This is a genomic window from Rhizobium sp. M1 (assembly GCF_002531805.1).
Classification (GTDB): Bacteria; Pseudomonadota; Alphaproteobacteria; order Rhizobiales; family Rhizobiaceae; genus Rhizobium; species Rhizobium etli_C.
Map to the genome: position 1 here is coordinate 35,770 of NZ_NWSW01000037.1, position 18,491 is coordinate 54,260.

18 protein-coding genes are annotated in these 18,491 nt (G+C 63.6%); 6 read left to right on the forward strand and 12 right to left on the reverse strand.

Annotation, left to right across the window (positions count from 1 at the left end):
- The first annotated feature begins 36 nt into the window (after nt 1-36).
- Nucleotides 37-1,854: a methyl-accepting chemotaxis protein gene (locus CO655_RS27840; protein WP_097667493.1), complete on the forward strand. Its 1,818-nt coding sequence runs from the start codon at nt 37-39 to the stop codon at nt 1,852-1,854.
- Between the two features lie 42 nt (nt 1,855-1,896).
- On the opposite strand, the gene doeB is transcribed toward CO655_RS27840, so the two are convergent.
- The 10 genes from doeB to CO655_RS27890 all read right to left on the reverse strand — a co-directional run bounded on the left by doeB (nt 1,897) and on the right by CO655_RS27890 (nt 11,504).
- Nucleotides 1,897-2,904, reverse strand: a complete 1,008-nt coding sequence (doeB, locus tag CO655_RS27845) for a N(2)-acetyl-L-2,4-diaminobutanoate deacetylase DoeB (protein ID WP_097667482.1) — start codon at nt 2,902-2,904, stop codon at nt 1,897-1,899.
- A 7-nt stretch (nt 2,905-2,911) separates the two neighbouring features.
- On the reverse strand, nt 2,912-4,093 hold the full coding sequence (gene doeA, locus CO655_RS27850) for an ectoine hydrolase DoeA (RefSeq protein WP_097667483.1): 1,182 nt from the start codon (nt 4,091-4,093) through the stop codon (nt 2,912-2,914).
- Between the two features lie 32 nt (nt 4,094-4,125).
- A complete protein-coding gene (gene eutC / locus CO655_RS27855) occupies nt 4,126-5,118 on the reverse strand; it encodes an ectoine utilization protein EutC (RefSeq protein ID WP_097667484.1) in 993 nt (330 codons plus the stop codon).
- Entirely contained in the window at nt 5,115-6,116 is a 1,002-nt protein-coding gene (gene eutB, locus CO655_RS27860; RefSeq protein WP_097667494.1) for a hydroxyectoine utilization dehydratase EutB, read from the reverse strand. Before eutB ends, eutC begins: the two co-directional genes overlap by 4 nt.
- A 4-nt stretch (nt 6,117-6,120) precedes the next feature.
- Nucleotides 6,121-6,900, reverse strand: a complete 780-nt coding sequence (eutA, locus tag CO655_RS27865; protein WP_097667485.1) for an ectoine utilization protein EutA — start codon at nt 6,898-6,900, stop codon at nt 6,121-6,123.
- Between the two features lies 1 nt (nt 6,901).
- Nucleotides 6,902-7,561 carry an ectoine/hydroxyectoine ABC transporter permease subunit EhuD gene (gene ehuD / locus CO655_RS27870; RefSeq protein WP_097667486.1) on the reverse strand — a complete coding sequence of 220 codons (660 nt, stop codon included), beginning with the start codon at nt 7,559-7,561 and terminating at the stop codon, nt 6,902-6,904.
- A 4-nt stretch (nt 7,562-7,565) separates the two neighbouring features.
- Nucleotides 7,566-8,225 carry an ectoine/hydroxyectoine ABC transporter permease subunit EhuC gene (ehuC, locus tag CO655_RS27875; RefSeq protein WP_097607684.1) on the reverse strand — a complete coding sequence of 220 codons (660 nt, stop codon included), beginning with the start codon at nt 8,223-8,225 and terminating at the stop codon, nt 7,566-7,568.
- Nucleotides 8,226-8,302: 77 nt separating this feature from the next.
- Nucleotides 8,303-9,151: an ectoine/hydroxyectoine ABC transporter substrate-binding protein EhuB gene (gene ehuB, locus CO655_RS27880; RefSeq protein WP_097607685.1), complete on the reverse strand. Its 849-nt coding sequence runs from the start codon at nt 9,149-9,151 to the stop codon at nt 8,303-8,305.
- A gap of 59 nt (nt 9,152-9,210) precedes the next feature.
- Complete coding sequence (gene ehuA / locus CO655_RS27885) at nt 9,211-9,996, reverse strand: ectoine/hydroxyectoine ABC transporter ATP-binding protein EhuA (protein ID WP_020919732.1); 786 nt, start codon at nt 9,994-9,996, stop codon at nt 9,211-9,213.
- Between the two features lie 122 nt (nt 9,997-10,118).
- The gene (locus CO655_RS27890; protein WP_097667495.1) at nt 10,119-11,504 is read right to left on the reverse strand and encodes a PLP-dependent aminotransferase family protein; all 1,386 of its coding nucleotides are present in this window, start codon (nt 11,502-11,504) and stop codon (nt 10,119-10,121) included.
- A 101-nt stretch (nt 11,505-11,605) separates the two neighbouring features.
- Between CO655_RS27890 and CO655_RS27895 the strand changes: the two genes are divergently transcribed.
- The 5 genes from CO655_RS27895 (at nt 11,606) to CO655_RS27915 (ending at nt 16,887) form a co-directional block, all read left to right on the forward strand.
- The gene (locus CO655_RS27895) at nt 11,606-12,103 is read left to right on the forward strand and encodes an Lrp/AsnC family transcriptional regulator (protein WP_097607686.1); all 498 of its coding nucleotides are present in this window, start codon (nt 11,606-11,608) and stop codon (nt 12,101-12,103) included.
- Between the two features lie 236 nt (nt 12,104-12,339).
- Complete coding sequence (locus CO655_RS27900) at nt 12,340-13,836, forward strand: NAD-dependent succinate-semialdehyde dehydrogenase (RefSeq protein ID WP_010030893.1); 1,497 nt, start codon at nt 12,340-12,342, stop codon at nt 13,834-13,836.
- Between the two features lie 28 nt (nt 13,837-13,864).
- A complete protein-coding gene (locus CO655_RS27905) occupies nt 13,865-15,244 on the forward strand; it encodes an aspartate aminotransferase family protein (protein ID WP_097667487.1) in 1,380 nt (459 codons plus the stop codon).
- A gap of 11 nt (nt 15,245-15,255) precedes the next feature.
- On the forward strand, nt 15,256-16,329 hold the full coding sequence (locus CO655_RS27910) for an alcohol dehydrogenase family protein (RefSeq protein ID WP_097667488.1): 1,074 nt from the start codon (nt 15,256-15,258) through the stop codon (nt 16,327-16,329).
- A gap of 165 nt (nt 16,330-16,494) precedes the next feature.
- Complete coding sequence (locus CO655_RS27915; protein ID WP_097667489.1) at nt 16,495-16,887, forward strand: DUF4112 domain-containing protein; 393 nt, start codon at nt 16,495-16,497, stop codon at nt 16,885-16,887.
- Nucleotides 16,888-17,042: 155 nt separating this feature from the next.
- On the opposite strand, the gene CO655_RS27920 is transcribed toward CO655_RS27915, so the two are convergent.
- Both CO655_RS27920 and CO655_RS27925 read right to left on the reverse strand, forming a co-directional pair.
- Nucleotides 17,043-18,080, reverse strand: a complete 1,038-nt coding sequence (locus CO655_RS27920; RefSeq protein ID WP_097667490.1) for a Gfo/Idh/MocA family oxidoreductase — start codon at nt 18,078-18,080, stop codon at nt 17,043-17,045.
- A 106-nt stretch (nt 18,081-18,186) separates the two neighbouring features.
- Nucleotides 18,187-18,491: ThuA domain-containing protein (locus CO655_RS27925; RefSeq protein WP_176539316.1), on the reverse strand; the 305-nt coding region annotated here is incomplete at its 5' end.

An 18,491-nucleotide genomic window follows, 5' to 3' on the forward strand; every position in this document is an offset into this window, starting at 1 on the left:
GAAGAAGAGACGCCGCAAAGTTATTTGGAGACGATCTTGGCATTTACTATTGCCCGCAGTTTGGTGGCCTTCGGCGTTGCTGTTTCGACCGGCCTTCTCGTATCGATCGGGTTGCAGCAATCGGCGCTCGAACGGCTGAAGGTCAACGGTCCGGTTTACGAGCAGGTGGTTTACGGCAAGGATCTGATCGCCGATATTCTGCCGCCGCCGCTGTTCGTGGTCGAATCCTACATGCTCTCTTTCGAAGCCAGTAAATTTCCCGAACTGACCGAGACCAATCTTGCCAAAATCGCAAATCTCAAGGCCGCCTACGACGACCGGCGCGCCTATTGGAAATCGACGCGGCTGCCGCAGGCTTTGAAGGACCAGCTCGAGAACGATGTGCTCGCCAAGGGCGATGTCTTCTGGGAGGTGATGAACCGAGCGATCATCCCAGCCCTGAACGCCAAGGACGAAGACAAGGCGCATGGTGCGATCGGGCAATTGCGCATCGCCTTCCATGCACATCAGGATGCGGTCGAGAAGCTCGTCGCAAATTCCGACGCTTTCCTGAAGGGCGAAGAGAGCAATGCAGCCTCGGAGATTGTCACGTGGACGATCTATGCCGGCGCCGCAGGCTTCGGCTCCTTGGCCCTGCTGCTGGTTGGGCTTTATCTTCTGCGCCGCCGGGCCATCGTGCCGCTGGATGGCATGAAGGCCTATATGGGCAATCTCGCCGAAGGCGATTTTTCGACCGAGGTTCCCTATTCCGACCGCTCCGACGAGATAGGCGCCATGTCCAAGGCGGTGGCGGTGTTCCGCCGCAACGCGCTGGAACGGCAAGACGCGCAGACGCGCGAGACCGCGCTTCGCGATGCCGAATTCGAACGTGAACGCAGCCAGATGGCCGAAAAGGCGGCCGAGGAACAGACACGCGAGACGGTCATCGATCAGCTGACTTACGGCCTGGACCAGCTGTCGCACGGCAATCTCGATTGCCGGATCACGACCGCCTTCGCCCCTGCCTACGAAATGTTGCGGGCCAAGTTCAACGACAGCATGAATGCGCTTGGCGCCTCGATGGCGCAGATTGCCCACACGTCCAGACAGGTGGGCAGTTCCTCTGCCGGCATCACCAATGCCGCCGACAGCCTGGCACTACGCACCGAACAGCAGGCCGCAATGCTCGAAGAGGCGACCGCCGCGCTCGGCGAAATGAATGCCAAGGCCAAGGACGCTTCCAACCATGCCGGCAAGGCGACCGGCATGATGGCCGAGACCCGCAGCAGCGCCGAACATTCGGCCGCCGTCGTGCGCGATGCGATCGCCGCCATGCAAAAGATCGAAGGCTCGTCCGCCCAGATCGGTGCGATCGTCAACGTCATCGACGAGATCGCCTTCCAGACCAACCTCCTGGCGCTCAATGCCGGCGTCGAGGCCGCCCGCGCCGGCGAAGCCGGCAAGGGTTTCGCCGTCGTGGCGCAGGAAGTGCGTGAGCTCGCCCTCCGTTCGGCCAACGCCGCCAAGGAGATCCGATCTCTGATTTCCACATCATCGTCTGAGGTTTCCACCGGCGTGGAGCTCGTCAACCGCACCGGCAAGGCGCTTATGGAAATCGAAGGCCAGGTCGAGCAGGTCGCCGGCCTGATCGCCCGCATCGTTTCGGTATCGTCCGAGCAGGCCGTGGCGATCGGGGAAATCAACGCCTCCGTCAATGCGCTCGATGAGGTCACGCAGCGCAACGCCGCCATGGCTGCGGAAACCGTCTCGGCCTGCCGCGCGCTCGGCGGCCAGACGCAGACGCTGGAAGGCGTTGTCAGCCGCTTCCAGATCGATGCGGCAGCTGCCGGGTCGAGATCGCCGAAAGCGGCTTGAGATGGCCGGCCGGCGAAACGCATGCCGCGCCTGCCCGTCATCTCAGCTCGTCACGGTCGCCATCACTGCAACGCAGTCGCCTGGTTTGACGAGCCCCGGAAAATGCCGGGCGCAGAGAATACCGTCCATGGCGGCGTGGATCTCGCGCGGCGCCTCACCCGTCCGCCCGGTCGGGTAGATGCGAGCGATGACCGCACCCTCGGTGACGACGTCACCGAGGTCGATGACGGCTTCGATCAATCCACCCTCCTCCGCGAAGGAGAAACAGCGGCCATCCGGCATGTCCAGCCAGGTCGTCGGACCGGTATCGACGGCGCCGGCGACGATCCCCGCATGTCGCAGCACGTTTATCACGCCGCGTTTGGCGATCGCCGCACTTTTGGCGGTCGCGGTGCCGCCGCCGCCGAGTTCGGTGGTGATGAAGATCTTGCCCATTTCCTCGGCCGCCGTGTCGTACATGCCGACCGCATCGATCTCCAGCATCTTCATCGAATAGGGTGCGGCAAACGCCGTCACGAAGTCGAAGGCTTTTTGCTCCTGCTGCTTGTTGGGCAGAATGTGCGCGGCGCAGAAGGGCAGAAAATCGAGCGTCTTGCCGCCGGAATGGAAGTCGAGGACGATATCCGCCATCGGCAGAAGCACACGGCTGAAATAGTCGGCGATCTTCTCGGTCACCGTGCCGTCCGGCCGGCCGGGGAAACTGCGGTTCATGTTGCCCCTGTCTATCGGCGACGTCCTGGTGCCCGCCAGGAACGCCGGATAATTCATCGCCGGCACGATGATGACGGCGCCGCTCACCTCCTCAGGCTTCAGCGAGCGGGCGAGATCGAAGAGCGCGATCGGTCCCTCATACTCGTCGCCGTGGTTGCCGCCGGTCAGAAGCGCCGTCGGCCCCTTGCCGTTCCTGACGACCGTTATCGGGATCATCACCGATCCCCAGGCGGAATCGTCGCGGCTGTAGGGCAGCCTGAGGAAACCGTGCTGGACGCCCTCGGCGGCGAAATCCACCGTCGCGCTGATCGGCGACGGCCGCAAACGGGTCTCTGTCATGACAGCCTCAATCCTTGACCATCAGCTTGCGCGGCACGTTGGCGAGGCACTCGACACCGCTGTCGGTGATGAGGATGCTTTCCGTCGTCTCGAACCCCATGTCGTCGAGCCAGAGGCCGGTCATGAAATGGAAGGTCATGCCGGGCTTCAATTCCGTCCGGTCGCCCGGCCGCAGGCTCATGGTGCGCTCGCCCCAGTCCGGCGGATAGGAAAGGCCGATCGGGTAACCCGTGCGGTTGTCCTTGACGATGCCGTATTTCTTCAAGACCGCGAAGAAGGCGTTGGCAATATCCTCGCAGGTGTTGCCGGGCTTGGCGACCGCAAGACCGGCTGCCATGCCTTCCAGCGTCGCTTTTTCGGCATCGAGAAACGCCTGCGTCGGCTTGCCGAGGAAGACGGTGCGCGACAGCGGCAGGTGATAGCGATTGTAGCAGCCGGCGATTTCGAAAAAGGTACCCTCGCCCTTCTTCAACGGCCGGTCGTCCCAGGTCAGATGCGGTGCCGATGCTTCGACGCCGGACGGCAGCAGCGGCACGATCGCCGGATAGTCGCCGCCGATGCCGTCGACGCCACGGGTGCCGGCGTCATAGATTTCCGCCACCAGGTCGCACTTGCGCATGCCGACCTCGATCTTGTCGAAGATGCGGGCATGCATCGCTTCGACGATGCGGGCGGCATTGCGCATGTACTGGATTTCGGTGTCGCTCTTGACCGCGCGCTGCCAGTTGACCAGCGCGGTCGCATCGGTGAAACGCGCATTCGGCAGGTGCTTTTGCAGCGCGGCGAAGGCGGCCGCTGAAAACCAGTAATTGTCCATCTCGACACCGATCGTCAGCTTGCCGAAGCCGCGCTCCGTCAGGACGCCGGAGAGGTAGTCCATCGGATGGCGCTCGGTCGACTGCACGTAGTGATCGGGATAACCGACGATGTTGTCGTGGCTGAGATAGGCGGTGAGCTTGGCGCCGTTGGCGTCCTGGCCGCGGCCGAACCAGATCGGCTCGCCCTGCGGCGGCACGATCACCGCCTGATGCACGTAGAAGGACCAGCCGTCATAACCGGTCAGCCAGGCCATGTTCGAGGGGTCGCTGACAATAAGCAGATCGACGCCTTTCGCCTCCATGGCACGCCGTGTCTTTTCCAGGCGCGCGGCGTATTCGCCGAGCGAGAACTTCAGATGGGGCTGGGTCATATCTCTTCCCTTCTTGTCCGGCGCCGCGCCGGTCAGCTTTCGAATGTGGTGCCGGCATTCGCCGCGCCGGCGCGGGCAAAGGCGAGCGTGGCGATGGCGGTGTCCTGAATGCCGGTTCCCGTGAGGTCGGCGATGGTGATCTCGTCGCTACTCGTCCTGCCCGACATCCGCCCGGCGACGATCCGGCCGAGTTCGGCGAAATCGGCATCCCTTTCGACGAGGCCCGCTTCGATCGCATGGTGCAACTCGCCCAGCCGGCGTGTCTGCTTCAGGCTGTCGGCGACATAGAGGCCGGCGCCGGCGATGGCCGCGGGATCGATCTCGTTCTTGTGCTCGGCATCCGATCCCATGGCCGTCAGATGCTGCCCGGGTTCGAGCCAGCCGGCGTCGATGATCGGTTTTTCCGCCGGCGTGGTGGTCACGATGATGTCGGCGCCGGACATTGCTTGCCGCGGGTCGGATATCGCCTTGACGGGAAAGCCGAGCCTTGCCGCCAGTTCCGCAGCCACGCCCCTAGCCTTGGCCGCATCCCGCGCCCATATCCTGGCGTCACGGATCGGCCGCACCAGCGTCAGCGCTTCCAGCTGCAGCCGCGCCTGCATGCCGGCGCCGAAGATCGCCGCCACGCTGGAATTTTGCCGCGACAGATATTTTGCCGCGACGGCGCCGGCCGCGGCGGTGCGCACGTCGGTGAGATAGCCGTTGTCGAGCAGCAGCGCCTGCACCAGCCCGGTCCGGCTCGACAGCAGCACCATCATGCCGTTGGTGCTCGGCAGGCCGATTTTTGGATTGTCGAAGAAACCGGGGCTGATCTTGATCGCGAAACCCTCGATGCCAGGCACGTAGGCGGTCTTCACATCGACCTCACCCCGATACTCGGGAATGTCGAGCCGCAGGATCGGCGGCATGGCGACCGCCTTCGTCGCAAGCGCGGCGAAGGCCTGCTCGACGCAAGCGACCGCGCCGGCATCGAGCCCCACAACCTTGCGCAATTCCGCTTCCGTCAGAATGATCATGCGGCTCATGGGTTATCCTCCGCGAACGCCGCGCCCTCGCCGTTGATCACGCGACGGTGCTGTTCCATATCGACATTCCGTCCCGAAAGGATCACAACGACCGGGCCGCCGGAGCGGATCTTTCCGGCCAGCAGTGCTGCGATGCCGACTGCGCCCGCCCCCTCGATAATCTCGCCCTCGCGGGCATAGGCACGGCGCATGCCGGCGGCGATCTCCGTCTCCGTCAGCAGGACGACGTCGTCGAGAAGTTTGCGGCACATGGCGAAGGTCACGCGATTGTCGAGGCCGATGCCGCCGCCGAGAGAGTCGGCAAGGCTCCTCACCTCCTCGACCTGCACCGGTCGTCCGGCATCGAGGCTCGCCTTCATCGCCGCGCCCCGTTCCATCGTCAGGCCGATCACCTTCGTCTTCGGATTGACGCCCTTGACCGCGGCGGCGACGCCCGCCGCAAGGCCGCCGCCCGAAAGCGGCACCAGCACCGTTGCCACCGCAGGCACGGCGTCGACGATTTCGAGCCCGAGTGTCCCCTGCCCGGCGACGACGTCGGGATGGTCGAAAGGCGGGATCATCACCAGCCCCTCCTCTCGCACCAGCCGGTCGACTTCCTGCTGCGCCTCGTCCTGCGATCGGCCGACGATGCGCGCATCGGCGCCGAGGCGGCGGATTTCCGCAACCTTGTTCTCCGGCACCAGCTGCGACATGCAGATCGTCGCGACCGCGCCTTGCGCCTTCGCGGCATGGGCAAGCGCCCGGCCGTGATTTCCGGTCGAGGCGGCGACGACGCCGCGCGCGCGTTCTACCGGTGACAATGACAGTACCGCGTTGGTCGCCCCGCGCAGCTTGAAGCTGCCCGTCGTCTGGTGATGTTCGAGCTTCAGCCAGACCGGAACGCCGGCAATCTCGGCAAGCGATGCCGACTGCACCATCGGTGTTTCGACGACCCGGCCGGCGATCCGTCGCGCCGCTGCGCGAATATCCTCCAGCGAAACCGGCAAGGCGCTCACCATGATCTCAGCCTTCCCCATAGGGCATGGTCATCAGCCGGCCGAGCTCGGGCCGCGCCCGATCATCGCCGCAAAGCCTCAGGCAGGCCCAGGCGGTTGCGAGATTGCTGCTCACCACCGGCTTGCCGGTCTCGCCTTCGATGCGGGCGGCGACCTGTGCGGCGCGCAGAGCAGTGCAGGAGATGAACAGCGCGTCGGACTGCGGCGCCAGCGCCTCACGCGCGAAGACGGCGATCTCGTCCGGCGCGATCCGCGCCATCTCGCGATCGTCGCTGAGGCCGAGGCAGGTGAAGCGGTCGATCGCAAAACCGAGAGCTGCGAAATAATCCGCCATCGGCCGGCTGGTCTCGATCGTATAAGGCGTCAGCACCGAAATCCGGCGGGCGCCGAGCGCCTTCAGGCCCTTCACCGCCGCCGCCGTCGGCGTCACCACTGAAACACCCGGCTTGGCCGCATGGATCGCCGCCTCGATATTGCGGTCGCCGATGACGACCGAGGCCGAGGTGCAGGAATACATGATCGCATCCAGCGCCTCATCCGGCAGGATCAGCCCGGCGGCTTCCGTCAGCGATGGCTGCATCTTCAAGAGGTTTTCCGGTGTCACCGGATTGGCATAGCGGATGCGGCTGACATAGACGCCGATGCGGTCGCCGGCGACCATGCGCCGGAAGTCGACTTCGCTCGTGTGGTCGGTCGCCAGGATGACGAGGCCGATGCGCTTTTCCAACGGCCGGTCGTCCAGTCGCGGCCGCCGGCCGGCGGGAATGATTTCGATTCCTGCGGTCATATCAATCATCCATCCTGGCATAGCGTTCCTCGAGCCAGCGCAAGCCCACGACCGAGACCAGGCTGATGACGAGGAAGAAGACGCCGACGAGCGTCATCGGCTCGATATAGCGATAGTTGCTGTTGGCGATGCTTTTGGCCTGGTTCATCAATTCCAGCACGGTGATCGCCGAAAGAAGCGGCGTTTCCTTGAACATGGCGATGAAATAATTGGCGAGTGCCGGGATCATCGGCGGGATCGCCTGCGGCAAGATTACGTGGATCCAAGCCTGGCGCGTCGTCAGATTGGTCGCCTTGGCCGCTTCCCATTGTCCGCGCGAAACGTTCTCGATGCCGGCGCGATAGACCTCCGCGGTATAGGTCGCATAGTGAATGCCGATGCCGATGACGCCGGCGGTGAGCGGCGACAGCCGGATGCCGATATCGGGCAGCACGTAGAAGATGAAGTAGAGCTGTACCAGCAGCGGGGTCCCGCGAATGAATTCCGAGACGAAGCCGACCGTCCGGGAAATGGCGGCGACCGGGGATCGCCGCGCAATGGCGAGGCCGAGGCCAACGACCATGGCGACCGCAGCGCCGAGGATGGTGGCAAGAATAGTGATCTTGAACCCTTCGAGAAGGGTCGGCATGATCTGCCAGACGAAATCCCAATCCCATTCCATATGATCAGGTCCTCATGCCGTCGAGGCCACGTGTCATCCGCCGCTCCAGCAGGCGCATCGCCGCCGAGATGGCGGAGGCCATGAGGAAATAGAGGATGAGGATCGCCGCAAAAGGCACCAGCGTATTGCCGGTCTGCGCCCGCACCACCTGCGCCTGAAAGGTCATGTCCGTCAGCGAGATCAACGACACGACGGCCGTGCCCTTCAAGAGCTCGATCGCATTGTTGCAGAAGGTTGGCAGCATCAGCGGCAACGCCTGCGGCAGGATGACGTGGCGCATGCGCTGGTAGCGCGACAGGTTGAGCGCGATGCAGGCCTCCGACTGTTCGCGCCCGACGGCCTTGACGGCGCCCCGCACCACCTCCGCGCCATAGGCGCCGACATTCAGTCCGAGCGCCAGCACGCCGGCCTGCAGCGGCGTCAGCGTCAGACCGGCAAAAGGCAGCACGAAATAGACCCAGAAAAGCTGGACGAAGATCGAGGTGCCGCGAAAGAATTCGATATAGGCGGTCGCCAGAGCCCGGACGGCAAAGAAGCGCGACAGGCGGCCGAGGCCGGCCAGGAAGGCCATGACGAGCGCCAACGCCGAGCCCATGACCGTCAGTTCGAGCGTCACCAGGGCGCCCTGAAGGATCAGTGTCAGATAGCCGGACCATACCGACATCGGCAACTCACTTCTCTGGAGATCGTGCGGGGCGGACCGGCCATGGCAGGGCGCATGGCCGGTGTGCTCACATCAGGTTACTTGGCTGCGGCGCAGAGCTTTTCGCGGCTCGTCGACATCGCCGCCTTGGCCGAGAAGCCGTAAGGCTCGATGATCTTGGCGAATTCGCCCGATTCCTTCAGCTTCTTCAGCTCGACGTCGAAGGCATCACGCAGCGCGACGTCCTGCTTGCGGAAAGCGGCGCCGTCGCAATAGACCGGTGCGTTGACGACGGGGGCGACGGTTTCGAGGTTCGGATCCTTCGCCTTCGCCATCAGATCGTGGATCGACAGGACCGGCAGCGAATAGACGTCGATGCGGCCGTCCTGCAGCATCTTGATGCCGCTCTGCCCATCCGGAACCACGATGACGCGGTCACGCGGCACGCCGGCTTCCAGCGCCAGCTTCTCTTCCGTGCCGCCGCCCGGCGCGCCGATCTTGGCGTTCGGATTATCGGCGATATCCTTGTAGCTCGTCAGCTTCAGCGGGTTGCCCTTCTTGAGAGCGAAGGCTTCGGCATCGCAGAGGATCGGTTCGGAATAGGCAACGGCGCTGCAACGTTCCGGTTTCATGAAAAGGCCCGCGGTGATCGCGTCATGGCGGCCGGCCTGCAGGCCGGGGATCATCGCGCCGTATTCCGAGATCGAGGCGACCACTTCCTTGACGCCGAGCTTTTCGAAGATCACGCGTGCCACGTCGGGGGCGGCGCCCGAAACCTTGCCATCGGCGCCGACGGCGGTGAATGGCGGCTCGTTGGCGATGGCGATGCGGGCAAAACCCTGTTCCTTCAGCTGTTCGAGCTTGTCATCGGCGGCGGATGCCGGAGCGGCCGCCGTAACCAGAAGCACCGACAGGCTGACGGCGCTCAAAACATATCCTGCTTTCATCGTTCCCAACTCCTCTGGTTTTCTCTTTGCGTTTTGTTCTTTGCGGGCAATGTCTGAGGTCAGACGCGGTGCCCTGCCGCGATGATCTTGCGCAGGAAGGTCTGCGTCCTTTCCTGCGTCGGATTACGGAAGATGTCGCCGGGCCTGCCTTCCTCGACGATCCTGCCGCGATCGAAGAACAGCACGCGGTCGGCAAAGTCGTGGGCAAAGCCCATTTCGTGGGTGACGAGAAGCATCGTCATATCGGTCTCGGAGGCGAGCTTCCGCATGACGTTCAGCACCTCCTCGACCAGCTCCGGGTCGAGTGCCGAGGTCACCTCGTCGAACAGCATGATCTTCGGCGACAGCGCTAAGGCCCGGGCAATGGCGACGCGCTGCTTCTGCCCGCCGGAAAGCTGCGCCGGGACGCTTTTCGCCTTGTCGGCAAGGCCGACCATATCGAGAAGCTCCATCGCCCGCTTCTCGGCCTGCGGCCGCTTGATGCCCTTGGTCAGCATCGGCGCCAGCGTCACGTTGTCGAGGACGCATTTATGCGGGAACAGGTTGAAGTGCTGGAAGACCATGCCGATCTTTTCCCGCATGCGATGCAGGTGCCGCTCATCGGCCGCCACCAGTCCGCTGCCACCAGGCATGTGATAGAGCTGCTCGCCGTCGACCTCGATATGGCCGCCGCTGATCGTCTCCAGCGTCATCAGGATGCGCAGGATCGTCGTCTTGCCGGAGCCGGACGGCCCGATCAGCGCCAGTTTCTCGCCCGGCATGACATTCATCGACAGGCCGTCGAGCACGGTCAGCGGACCGTATCTCTTGACGATGTTGTCGATGCGGATGATGGGCGCAGGCATTCATGTCTCTCCTTGTTGAGACAAGCAATGACCTAACGATGACGGCCCGCGAAAATCATGTCAATTCGTAAAATAATATCATGACAATTATTCTGCGCCTGCCGGCAAAGGCGGCGGCAGCGTCAAATCGCAAGCAGCAGTTCCTCCGGATTTCCCTGCGCCAGCGAGGCAACGATCCCGAGTCCTGTCCGCAGCTCGCCTTCCGTCGTCGAGCCGAGCGAGATGCGCACCGCCGGCGTCCAGCCGTGATCGGTGGTGTGGAAGGATTTGCCCGGCGCGATCGCTACGCCGCGCAGCCTTGCCTGCGACACGAAACCATCCTCCGTATGGCTGCCGGACAGCGGCAGCCATATATGCAGGCTTTGCGGGTGCGTTCGATAGGACAGGCCGGCCAGCATCTCCGCCGCGATCGCGTGGCGTCCGACAAGGGCGCGGCGCTGCCAGTTGACGAGTTCCATCGCCGTGCCGTCGCTGACCCAGCGGCTGGCGATCTCGGCCATGGCAGGCGTCGCCATCCAGCTCGAGACGAGATGCCGGTTGGCGACGGCGGCGACATAGCGGTCGGGCGCGACGAGGTAGCCGATCCTGAGGCCGGGAACGGTGATCTTCGTAAAGCTCGTGACGTAGAGCGTGCGCTCCGGCGCGAAGGCCGCTATTGGCGGCGCCCGGTCCTCGACCATCGGCCCGAGAATGTCGTTTTCGATAATCGCTATGTCATGCTTGGCGGCGACGGCGGCAAGCGCCTGCCGGCGCTCGGCGCTCATCAGCGCCGCCATCGGATTGATCACCGAGGGCTGCAGGAAAATTGCCCGGATCGGCCCGGTCCGGCAGGCCTCGTCCAGCGCTTCGGGGATCATACCTTCCTCGTCGATCGCCAACCCTTCGAGGTGCAGGCCGAGATAGCCGCAGAGCGGCACCAGCGTATGGTGGCTGACGGCTTCGGTCGCAATCGTCGAGCCGGGCGGCGCGACGCTCATCAGCGCCACCGTCATGCCGGAGGTCGCGCCATTCGTCAGGCTGATGTTCAGCGGCGACACGTCGAGTCCGCAACGCGCCAGCCATTCGGTGGCGACAACGCGGTGACGCGGAAACACCATATTCGGCCGGAACGACAGGGCCGAGCTGGAAGGCAGGTTTTCGGAAAGCCAGCCGAAGGCCTGGCGCATTTTTTCCAGATGGATCTGCTCGCAGACCGGCTTCAGGATCGACAGATCGATCACCTCGCCCAGCCGTTCCGGCAGATAGGGCGGCTCCGGCTCAGGCGGCCGCGTCTGCACGAAACTGCCGCGGCCGATCTCGCCTGAGATCAGCCCGCGGCGGCTCAGCTCGTCATAGGCGCGGCTGACCGTCTGCACGGAAAGATGCAGATCATCCGCCAGCTTGCGATGCGGCGGCAATTGCGCCCCGTCGGAGAGCTTGCCGTCGGTGATCGCGTTGGCGATCTGCTCGGCGAGTGAAAGATAGGCCGGCCGGCGGAGTTGCGAGGGATCGGGGCGCCAATTTGTCATGATTTCAACAGTGCTGAAAATCAGTTCAATTGACAATGCCAAAATGCGCTTTCATTGTCTTTTCGCTGCGTTTGAAATGAATTCTTTCTGAAGAAAGCACCATGAAGCTCGACGCCATCGACCTGCGCATTCTCGACGCCGTCCAGCGCGACGGCCGCATCACCAAGCTGGCGCTGGCCGAAAAGGCCGGACTGTCGCCGACGCCGTGCTGGATGCGGCTGCGAAAGCTTGAAAAGGCCGGTGTGATCACCGGCTACCACGCCCGCATCGCCCCGCGGCGCATCGCGCCGGTTGCCAGCGTGATGATGGAAGTGACCCTCGCCAATCATCGCCAGGCCGATTTCGAACGCTTCGAACGTACCATCGCCGCAATCCCGGAGGTCGTCGCCTGCTGGTCGGTGGGTGGCGGCGTCGATTACATTCTGAAGATCATGACGGCCAATATCGACGCCTACCAGCGACTGGTCGATGGGCTTCTCGACCGCGAACTCGGCATCGACCGCTACTTCACCTATATCGTCACCAAGACGGTGAAGGAGGAAACAGTCGTTCCGGTCTCTTCCTTCGCCGCATCCGGCGATGAGGAAAGCGCTTCCTAGAACAGGATTCAGATTTTTGGCCGACCCGGTCTAAAATCTGAATCCTGTTCTAAGTTAAAGAGTTAGAGCATGATGTCGTCCGAAAACCGCTCACACTTTTCGGCATCATGCTCTAGACAATCTCTCTATCCGGCGGCTGTGCTTTAGCCCGTTTCTCTCTTTTCGCCATCGCCAAAGGACAATCTCTCGTCCGCTCCTGTGGAAGACTTCACGTCACCGCAACGAGGAGATTGGACATGACTGCCGTTTTTGCCCGCCCCGCCTATCACGACGCGCTGTCGCGGATCGCCGATCGTCATCTCCTGCGCGATCTCGCCTATGTCGGCGGCCGGTGGATCGCCGGGACCACGGGCAAGAGCTTCGCCGTCACAGATCCGGCTTCTTCGGCGACGCTCACCTGGGTTGCGAGCCTCTGTGCCGAAGAGACGGCAATGGCGATCGATGCGGCGTCGGAGGCCCTTGCCGCCTGGCGCGCGATGCTGCCGCAGAACCGTGCGGCGATCCTGCGCAGATGGCACGCGCTGATGCTTGCGGCGAAAGAGGATCTGGCGCTGATCATGACGCTGGAACAGGGCAAACCGCTTGCCGAAGCGCGCGGCGAGATCGACTACGCCGCCTCCTTCATCGAGTGGTATGCCGAGGAAGGCAAGCGGCTGAATGCCGAGAGCGTCACCAGCCATCTGGCCGGGGCGGAAATGATCGTCCGGCGCGAGGCGCTCGGCGTCGTCGGCATCGTCACGCCGTGGAACTTTCCTTCCGCCATGCTCACCCGAAAGGCGGCCGCGGCACTTGCTGCCGGCTGCACCGTCGTCGCCCACCCCTCCTCGGAAACGCCGCTTTCTGCGCTCGCGCTTGCCGAACTCGGTGAACGCGCCGGCATTCCCGCCGGTGTCTTCAACGTCGTCACCGGCCATGCTGCAACGATCGTCGGACGCATGTGCAGCGATGTCCGCCTGCGCGCGATGAGCTTCACCGGCTCCACCGAGGTCGGCCGCCTAATCGCCGCGCAATGCGCGCCAACGATGAAGCGGCTGGTGATGGAGCTCGGCGGCCACGCGCCGCTGATCGTCTTCGACGATGCCGATGTCGCAAAAGCGGTCGAGATCGCCGTCGACGCCAAGTTCGCCACATCCGGCCAGGATTGCCTTGCCGCCAACCGCATCTTCGTCCAGCGGCGCATCGCCGATGCCTTCGCCAAGGCCTTTGCCGCCCGCATCGGCGAGCTGAAGGTCGGCGCAGGGCTTGAGGATGGAAGCGAGATCGGGCCGCTGATGCATGAACGGGCCGTCGTCAAGGTCGAGCAGCAGGTCGCCGACGCGCTGGCGCAGGGCGCCCGGCTCGTCATCGGCGGCAGCCGCCACAAGGCCGGCCGGCTCTTCTATCAGCCGACGCTTTTGACGGATGTGCCGGCGAATGCGCTGATCATGCGCGAGGAAACTTTCGGGCCTCTGGCGGCGCTGACCACCTTCGACACCGAAGAAGAGGTCGTTGCCCGCGCCAATGATAGCGAATACGGCCTCGTCGCCTATGTGGTTACCGAGAACGGCGCCCGTCAGATGCGTCTCGGCCGCGCGCTGGAATATGGCATGGTGGCGGTCAACCGCGTGAAGATCACCGGCGGCCCCATTCCCTTCGGCGGCTGGAAGCAGTCCGGCCTTGGGCGCGAGGGTTCCCGCCACGGACTCGAGGCCTTCACCGAGCTCAAATATCTCTGCATCGACACCGCCGCCTGAGCACCCAATTTCAAGAAGAGGACAGGACATGCTCGACAAAAGCAACGAACTCACCGCCTGGGACCGCGATCACTTCTTCCACCCCTCGACCCATATGGGCATGCATGCGCGCGGCGAGACGCCGACCCGCGTCGTCGCAGGCGGCGAAGGCGTCTACATCACCGATACGAGCGGCCGCAAAAGCCTCGATGCCTTTGCCGGGCTCTATTGCGTCAATGTCGGCTACGGCCGCCAGAAGATCACCGATGCGATCGCCGAACAGGCGAAGAACCTCGCCTATTACCACGCCTATGTCGGCCACGGCACGGAAGCGTCGATCACGCTGTCGAAGATGATCATCGACCGCGCGCCCGCCGGCATGAGCCGCGTCTATTTCGGTCTTTCCGGCTCGGATGCCAACGAGACCAACATCAAGCTTATCTGGTATTACAACAACATCCTCGGCCGGCCGGAGAAGAAGAAGATCATCTCGCGCTGGCGCGGTTATCACGGTTCCGGCGTCATCACCGGCAGCCTCACCGGTCTTGCTCTCTTCCACAATGCCTTCGACCTGCCGCGTGCGCCCATCCTTCACACCGAGGCGCCCTATTATTTCCGCCGCCCCGACCGGTCGATGGACGAGGAACAGTTCTCGCAATATTGCGCCGACAGACTGGAGGAGATGATCCTCGCCGAAGGCCCCGATACCATCGCCGCCTTCATCGGCGAACCGATCCTCGGCACCGGCGGCATCGTGCCGCCGCCGCAAGGTTACTGGCAGAAGATCCAGGCCGTGCTCGACAAATACGACATCCTGCTTGTTGCCGACGAAGTCGTCACCGGCTTCGGCCGTCTCGGCACGATGTTCGGCTCGGATCACTATGGGATGAAGCCGGATCTGATCACCATCGCCAAGGGCCTGACCTCCGCCTATGCCCCGCTTTCCGGCAGCATCGTTTCGAGCAAGATGTGGCAGGTGCTGGTGCAGGGTTCCGATGAATTGGGAGCGATCGGCCACGGCTGGACCTATTCCGCCCACCCGATCTGCGCCGCCGCCGGCATCGCCAACCTCGAACTGATCGACGAAATGGACATCGTCGAAAATGCCGGCACGACCGGCGCCTATTTCCGCTCGGAACTGGAGAAGGCAGTGGGCAGCCATCGCAACGTCGGCGACGTCCGCGGCGACGGCCTGATGGCAGCCGTCGAATTCGTCGAGGACAGGGATGATCGGAAATTTTTCGATCCCGGCCGCAAAATCGGTCCGCAGGTCGCTTCCGCCCTTCTCGAACGCGGCGTCATCGGCCGCGCCATGCCACAGGGCGACATCCTCGGCTTTGCGCCGCCGCTCTGCCTGACGCGTGAGGAGGCGGACATTGTCGTCAAGGCGACCGCGGATGCGATCGAAAGCGTCTTCAAGAACATCTGAGGAGAGGCCGCATGACGATCCCGGAAAAGATGGCAGCCGTTTTGCTCACCGGCCATGGCGGATTGGAGAAGCTCGTCTACCGCACCGACGTCCCCGTTCCGGCGCCGGCGGAGGGCGAGGTGTTGATCCGCGTCACCGCCTGCGGCATGAACAACACCGACGTCTGGGTCCGTGAAGGCGCCTATGGCACCGAGGATGATCCTTCCGCCGTCTCGACCTGGCGCAGGCAGGGCAATACGCTGACATTTCCGCGCATTCAGGGCACCGATACGGTTGGCCACATTGTCGGCGTCGGCCGCGGTATCGACCCCGCGCGCATCGGCGAACGCGTCATGGTCGACTTCTCGATCTATAATCGCGACGACGACAGTCTCGCCGACATCGACTACATGGGTCATGGCCGCGACGGCGGCTACGCCGAATATATGGCGCTGCCGGCCGAAAACGCCCATGTCGTTGCAACCGATCTGACCGATATCGAGCTCGCCACCTTCTGCTGCGCCTATCTGACCGGCGAGCGCATGCTGGAACGGGCGCGGCTTGCCACCGGCGAACGCGTCCTCGTCACCGGCGCCTCGGGCGGTGTCGGCTCGGCGATCATCCAGCTCGCGCGCGCCCGCGGCGCCATCCCGATCGCCGTCGCCGGACCGGGCAAGGAGGCGGCGATGCTCGATATCGGCGCCGAAGCGGTCGTGACCCGCGGCAGGGGCGATCTGGTCGAAGCCGTCCATTCCGCCAGCTGCGGACAACCGATCGATGTCGTTGCCGACCTCGTCGGCGGGCCGCTGTTCAACGATCTCCTGAAGATCCTGCGCCCCGAAGGCCGTTATACAACGGCCGGCGCCATTGCCGGCCCCGTCGTCCAGCTCGATCTCAGGACCATGTATCTGAAACAATTGGAGCTGCACGGATCGAGCCAGGGAAGCCGCGCCGACTTCCGCCGCCTCGTTGGCTATATCGAAAGCCGGAAGATCCGACCTCTCGTCGGTGGTGTCTATCCGCTGTCTGAATTCCATCGCGCCCAGACCGAGTTCATGGCGAAGAATTTCGTGGGCAAATTGGTCGTGGTGCCCGACCGAGGATAAGGCGAGATTCCGATTGCGCCGCTGGCGAACCTTATCGGCGTATCGGCGTTTCACGGCCATGGACAATCGTTGCGATCACATCGGCCATTCGTTGCGCCAGGGAATCTGGGGCGTCTCTGCCGCCTTGAGGGGGGCGAAACCGCCGGTCGCGCCAGAAGGTCTCTGATGCCGGCCGCCAAGACGACATACCTCACCCCTGCCGAACTCGGAAAGATTCGCCGTGCTGTGGGCATAGCACGGCTGATGGACACCGCAGTCCGACTGCCTTTTATCGGCGTACGGATCGGCGCGGACTCGGTCCTCGGCCTCATCCCGGCGGTCGGCGACGTTGCCGGCTCCCTCATCGGCCTTTTCATTATCGACGAGGCACGGCGCCTTGGCCTTCCCACCCATAAGCTCGCCCGCATGGCAGTCAATCTCGGCGTCGACGCCGCCTGCGGCACGGTTCCCCTGATCGGCGATCTCTTCGACGTCTATTTCAAGTCTCACCGCCGGAACGTCGGCATCATCCTCGACCACTTCGGTGTGAGCGAAGAGGAACTGAACCGCCGCATGTGACGCAGCCGGCGTTCGCGCCCCGAGACGCCGAGCAATGTGGACTGCTGTCCTCTAAAGCGCGTCGCATCAAATTTGATTCATGCGACGCGCTTTAGCCCTTGGTTTTTGTGCATGTCGTTGTCCCGGAACCGCTGCACACTTCCGGGCGACATGCACTAAAGCTCGGTCAGAGCACCAGCCGTCTTCACGGCGTGGTCGAGAACAAATTGCAGCTTGGCGGCGTGGGCAAAACCCGGCTCATCCGGCTGCCCCTTTCGCACGGCCTTTGCAAAGCGCTGGAAGTTGGTGATGACCGGTTCGACCTCGATCGTGCGCCAGATCGCCTTGTCGGCATCGGCGCCTTCGCAGACCCTGAGAGTCGAGCCCTCAGGCGTATGCACCACCTCAAGGGCGCCCTTGTCCCCATGCAGGCGCAGCCGCAGCTCGTTCAGATGGCCGGTTGCCCAGCGCGTCGCATGGATGACCCCGGCCGCACCGTTTTCGAGTTCGGCCATCATCAGGAAACTGTCATTTGCGTCGAGGTCGTACTCGCCGATCCGGTTTCCGGGGCTCTTGTCGAACACCTTGAGGTGCGATGTCGCCGCCTTGACGTCGCTTCCCGCGGCAAAAACCGCAAAGTCGAGGATGTGGATACCGACATCGCCCAGCACGCCATTCGAGCCATGCTTTGTCGACAGCCGCCAGAGCCATTGCGATTCCTTGGTCCAGTCGCCCCAAGCCTTCGAGACCAGCCAGCTCTGGAGATAGGACGCTTCGAAGTGGCGGATCGCGCCGAGACGCCCCTCCAGCACCATCTTGCGCGCTGCCTGAAGCGGCGCCACGTTGCGATAGGTGAGGTTTACCATCGTGACCTTGCCGGATGCCGCCGCGGCGTCGGCCATCTCTTTGGCTTCGCGGTAGTTGACCGCCAGCGGCTTCTCGCAGAGCACATGTTTGCCGGCGCCGAGTAGCTTCATCGTGGTGGAATAATGGGCGCGATCCGGCGTCACATTGGTGACGGCGTCAAACTCGCCCCAGGCAAGGGCGTCATCAAGCGACGTGAAAGTCAGCGGGATATCGTGCCTGAGCGCGAAAGCCCGCAGCCGGACCTCGTCGGTATCAACGGCAGCGACAATTTTGACGCCGGTGATTTCGGAAAAATGCATGGCATGGGTGTTTGCCCATCCTCCGGTTCCGAGAATGATCAAGCGCATTCTTTTGTCCTCATGGTTGTTCATCATGCGTGAGCGGCAGCGAGATCATCGCGGCGTCTTGCGGGGGCCGCCGAACGCGGCGCCCGCGCCCACGGTGTCTCATCTCTTATCGGTAACCGGCTTCGCCGGCCTGATGCAGTCTCGGGCCGCGTTCGACGATCGGCTCCAGCGCCTTTTCTACCGGCACATTTGGAGCGTCGGTAATAGCAGTCAACGCCGCTTGCGGGTTGTGCGCCCACTTGACGCCGTTGATCAGCACCTTCTGAACATTGGCGTCGTGATAGGTCGGATAGGTCTCGTGGCCGGGGCGGAAGTAGAAGATGTTGCCGGCGCCGCGCCGCCAGGTCAGGCCCGAGCGGAACACTTCGCCGCCCTGGAACCAGGAGATGAACACCGTTTCCAGCGGCTCCG